Raw genomic sequence first — 4735 nt, forward strand, 5'->3', positions numbered from 1 at the left:
CGTCGTCGGTGGAGGGAGGGCGTTCGGGGGTCGCTGTGCGTGGGGCCGGGCGGGAGGGCGTGAGGGTGCGGGCGGTGCCAGACAGCGTCGTCGTGGCCGGCGGCCGGGAGTTGGGGGGGGGGGCGGTGGGGGTGGTGGCCGCGCGGGCCACCGGCAGCATGTCCTCGTCGCGGGAGACGTCGATCCGGTCGGAGTCCGGCCACAGCCCCAGCGCCGCGCACACGGTCGGCAGCACGGCCATCGCCGCGGTCGCGTACCCCTCCGCCGAGGGGTGGTAGAAGTCCGGCCCGAACATCTCCCGCGGATTCGCCGCGAACTCGGGCCCGAGCATGTCACCCATCGAGATCGTGCGGCCGCCCTGCGCCACCACCCCGATGGTCTGCGCCGCGGCCAGCTGCCGCGACGCCCGGCGGGCCAGCCAGCGCAGCGGCTGGTAGACGGGCTCGATGGTGCCCAGGTCGGGGCAGGTGCCCACGACCACCTCGGCCCCGGCAAGCCGCAGCCGCCGCACCGCGGCGGTCAGCAGCCGCACGGACTGGGTCGGCGGCATCCGCCGGGTCACATCGTTCGCCCCGATCATGATCACGCACACGTCGGGCGGCGGCGCACCGTGGTCCAGCAGCAGCGAGACCTGCCGGTCCAGATCGTCGGACATCGCCCCGGACAGGGCCACGTTCCGCATCTCCACGGGTCTTTCGGCCACCGCCGCCAGCCCGGAGGCGATCAGCGCGGCCGGGGTCTGTCTGGCCCTGCGCACCCCCAGCCCCGCCGCCGTGGAGTCACCGAGCATGCCCATCCGCAGCGGGCCCGGACTCAGCTCCGGCCCGCCGAACTCGCTCCCGTACAGCCCGTCCGCCCGCGGCGGCTCGCCCAGGACCGTGCCGACGGTCCGCTTGGCCAGCTGGGCCTCGGCCAGCAGCACCCCGACCGTCGCCACACCGAGCAGGCCGATGCCGCCGCCTCCGTACGCCGCGCCCGCCGCGATCCTGCGGGCCGTCCTCGCTCGCGACACCTTTCGGCCACCTCCTCGTCCTGATCCACGCGCGCTCTCCCCCGCGATCTACCCGCATCGACCTACCTGCCCCACAGTCCCGCCCGGTCAACCACTTTCGGCTTACCCTGGCGGTGCCTCCCGGAGAACCCGTGGAGTCCTGTCCTTGGAGAACATGGTGCAATTCCACGACTCGATGATCAGCCTCGTCGGCAACACCCCGCTGGTGAAGCTCAACCGTGTGACCGAAGGGATCCAGGCGACCGTCCTGGCCAAGGTCGAGTACTTCAACCCGGGCGGTTCCGTGAAGGACCGCATCGCGCTGCGCATGATCGAGGCCGCCGAGGAGAGCGGTGCGCTCAAGCCCGGCGGCACCATCGTGGAGCCGACCAGCGGCAACACCGGTGTGGGACTCGCGATCGTGGCCCAGCAGAAGGGCTACAAGTGCATCTTCGTCTGCCCGGACAAGGTGTCCCTCGACAAGATCAACGTGCTGCGTGCGTACGGCGCCGAGGTCGTGGTCTGCCCGACCGCCGTCGACCCGGAGCACCCGGACTCGTACTACAACGTCTCCGACCGGCTGGTCCGTGAGACGCCGGGCGCCTGGAAGCCCGACCAGTACAGCAACCCGAACAACCCCCGTTCGCACTACGAGACCACCGGTCCGGAGCTCTGGGAGCAGACGGACGGGAAGATCACGCACTTCGTGGCGGGCGTGGGCACCGGCGGCACGATCTCGGGCACGGGCAACTACCTGAAGGAGGTGTCCGGCGGCAAGGTCAAGGTCATCGGCGCCGACCCCGAGGGCTCGGTCTACTCCGGCGGCTCGGGCCGCCCCTACCTCGTCGAGGGCGTCGGCGAGGACTTCTGGCCGACCGCCTACGACCAGGACGTCGCGGACGAGATCATCGCCGTCTCCGACAAGGACTCCTTCCAGATGACCCGCCGCCTGGCCAAGGAGGAGGGCCTGCTGGTCGGCGGTTCCTGCGGCATGGCGGTCGTCGCCGCGCTGCGCGCCGCCGAGAACCTCGGCCCGGACGACGTCGTCGTCGTGCTGCTGCCCGACAGCGGCCGCGGCTACATGAGCAAGATCTTCAGCGACGAGTGGATGGCCGGCCACGGCTTCCTGGAGGAGCCGGGCACCGCCGCCCGCATCGGCGACGTGCTCAACGACAAGCAGGGCACCCTGCCCTCGCTGGTCCACATGCACCCGGAGGAGACCGTCGGCCAGGCCATCGAGGTCCTGCGCGAGTACGGCGTCTCGCAGATGCCCATCGTCAAGCCGGGCGCCGGTCACCCGGACGTGATGGCCGCCGAGGTCATCGGCTCGGTGGTGGAGCGGGAGCTGCTGGACGCCCTGTTCACGCAGCGCGCCGCGCTGACCGACCCGCTGGAGAAGCACATGAGCGCGCCGCTGCCGCAGGTCGGCTCCGGCGAGCCCGTCGCCGACCTGATGGCCGTGCTGGGCAAGGCGCAGGCGGACGCGGCGATCGTGCTCGTCGAGGGCAAGCCGACCGGGGTGGTCAGCCGCCAGGACCTGCTGGCCTTCCTGGCGCGCACGGCCAAGTGATCCGACCCGGCGGGCGGGGCGGGGACGACCATCGACCCCCCGCCGGGCATTCGGCACGAGCCCGACACGTGGGCGCAGCACCCGCTTAACACGGGTGCGCCACAGTGGAGTGCGTCGGCAGGAGCGACGGTTTCCGGCCGACACACCGAACGGCGTCTCGCACCCGGAGCGGCTCCCGGACCGTGCGTACGTCGCCACGGACGCGGACAGCCGGCCCTGACCCGGCCCGTGTCCGGCACGGGGACCGCCGTCGTCCCGCCCCCCGGGCCCGCCCGGGGGTGCGGCGGCCCCCGTGCCCGTCCGTACCCTCCCGGGTGCCGGTACGAGGCCCGGCCCTGCCCGGCCCGGTCGGGCCGCAGGCCGTCCCGGCCCGAGGCGCCCGCCCGAGGCCCTGCCCTGTCCGCCCCGGTCGGGCCGGCCGCGGGGGCGTCAGTCCGACGTGGCGCGGTGCCTGAAGCCCCGCCAGGACTTCTGTGCGTGGACGAAGTTCACGCCGAGGATTCCGCCCCACGTGACCAGCAGCCCGCTCAGCCCGGCCTGGGTCGCGCCGATCGCGGACAGCGGGACCGCCAGCACCAGCGTGATCACGGCGAAGCCGTACCGCTCGCCGAAGCCGCTCGCGCCGTCCGGCGGCGGCCCGGGTGCGCGGGACCCGCGCACCACGGTGAGCTGCTGTTCGGCGAGCCGGCGCCGGACATGGGTGTCGACCTTGTCCACGAAGGAGTCGACGAGCGCGGCCTCGTACTCCGGGCCCAGCTCGCGCCGGGCGTCGAGGGCGGCGTCGAGCTCCTTCTTCAGCTCGTGCGTGCCAGGGGCTTCCATGGGCCGAGCGTAGGAACCGCACCGTGCGCCGGGCACTGGTGCTACCCCCCGTATCCGGGAGCGCGCGCGGTCGCCGCTTGCCGTCCTGCATAACCGCATGCAGAGTGCAGGGTGACTGAATACGTACGCGGACGGAGGGTGGGACGGGATGAGCGAGAGCCCGGCCGCACGGCTGCAGAAGCTGTTCGAGGGGCACCGGCTGACACCGACCCAGCGGCGCATCGCGCACTGCATGGTGCGGGGGGCCGCCGAGGTGCCGTTCCTGTCCAGCGTGGAGCTGGCGGAACTGGCCGGGGTGAGCCAGCCGTCGGTGACCCGGTTCGCGGTCGCGCTGGGCTTCGACGGGTACCCGGCGCTGCGCCGGTACCTGCGGGAGGTGGCCCCGGCGGAGCGGGTGGGGGCGCCGGAGCCGGACGCCGAGCAGAACGCGTACCAGCAGGCCGTCGAGGGCGAGATCGAGAACCTCCGGCGCCTGGTGGCGATGCTGGCCGACCCCGGCCCGGTGGAGGAGGCGGGCCGGCTGCTGGCCGGGTCGGTGCCGCTGCCGGTGCTGGGGCTGAGGGCGGCGTCCTCGCAGGCGCGGGGGTTCGCGTACTTCGCGGGCAAGGTGCATCCGGATGTGCGGCTGCTGGACGAGGGCGGGTCGATGCTGGCCGACCGCATCGACGCCGCGGTCGAGGCCGGGGCCTCGGCGCTGCTGTGCTTCGCGCTGCCGCGGCATCCGCGGGAGGTGGTCGAGGCGCTGACGTACGCGCGGGAGCGGGGGCTGACGGTGGTGACCGTGGCCGACTCGGCGTTCGCGCCGGTGGCGCGGCATTCCGACCTGCTGATCCCGGCGCCGGTCGGGACCGGGCTGGCCTTCGACACGGCCTGCGCACCGATGCTGCTGGGCCGTGTGCTCCTCGAAGCCATGGCTGACGCGATTCCCGAGGCGCAGCACCGCCTCGAATCCTTCGACGCCAAGGCCGCTGCGCGCGGCCTGTTCGTGGAATAGCCCTCGCCAGGGCCGGGCCCACCCGCGACGGCCTGCGGCCGGGCGACGGGGGTTGCGCCCCGTCAGGGGCGCGGGGAACTGCGCGAGCAACCCGCGACGGCCTGCGGCCGGGCGACGGGGGAGGCCCCCAGGGGCGCGGGGAACTGCGCGAGCGACCACGGACGGGCTGCAGGCCGGCAAAAAGGGAGGGGCCCTCCCCCTGACCGGAGCGTGCGGGCCGTCCCTGGCTGGTCGCGCAGTTCCCCGCGCCCCTGGGGGGGGGACCCCGTGACCTGGATTGTGCGGGCCGTCCCTGGCTGGTCGCGCAGTTCCCCGCGCCCCTGGCTGGGGGTGGCTGGGGGTGGCCGTAGGGCGGAGT

The 4735-nt window shown here is 73.8% G+C and carries 4 protein-coding genes; 2 read left to right on the forward strand and 2 right to left on the reverse strand.

Annotation, left to right across the window (positions count from 1 at the left end):
• Nucleotides 1-1012, reverse strand: a 1012-nt coding sequence (locus EF918_RS32730; protein WP_148141306.1) for an SGNH/GDSL hydrolase family protein, incomplete at its 3' end; no start/stop codon positions are given.
• A 157-nt stretch (nucleotides 1013-1169) separates the two neighbouring features.
• Here EF918_RS32730 and EF918_RS32735 point away from each other — a divergent pair.
• On the forward strand, nucleotides 1170-2561 hold the full coding sequence (locus EF918_RS32735; RefSeq protein WP_125652540.1) for a cystathionine beta-synthase: 1392 nt from the start codon (nucleotides 1170-1172) through the stop codon (nucleotides 2559-2561).
• A 429-nt stretch (nucleotides 2562-2990) separates the two neighbouring features.
• Here EF918_RS32735 and EF918_RS32740 read toward each other — a convergent pair whose 3' ends face one another.
• The gene (locus EF918_RS32740) at nucleotides 2991-3383 is read right to left on the reverse strand and encodes a hypothetical protein (RefSeq protein WP_125652538.1); all 393 of its coding nucleotides are present in this window, start codon (nucleotides 3381-3383) and stop codon (nucleotides 2991-2993) included.
• A gap of 148 nt (nucleotides 3384-3531) precedes the next feature.
• Here EF918_RS32740 and EF918_RS32745 point away from each other — a divergent pair, with 148 nt between their 5' ends.
• Nucleotides 3532-4377, forward strand: a complete 846-nt coding sequence (locus EF918_RS32745; protein WP_125652539.1) for a MurR/RpiR family transcriptional regulator — start codon at nucleotides 3532-3534, stop codon at nucleotides 4375-4377.
• Nucleotides 4378-4735 lie beyond the last annotated feature (358 nt).

Source organism: Streptomyces sp. WAC06614 (assembly GCF_003949795.1).
Classification (GTDB): domain Bacteria; phylum Actinomycetota; class Actinomycetes; order Streptomycetales; family Streptomycetaceae; genus Streptomyces.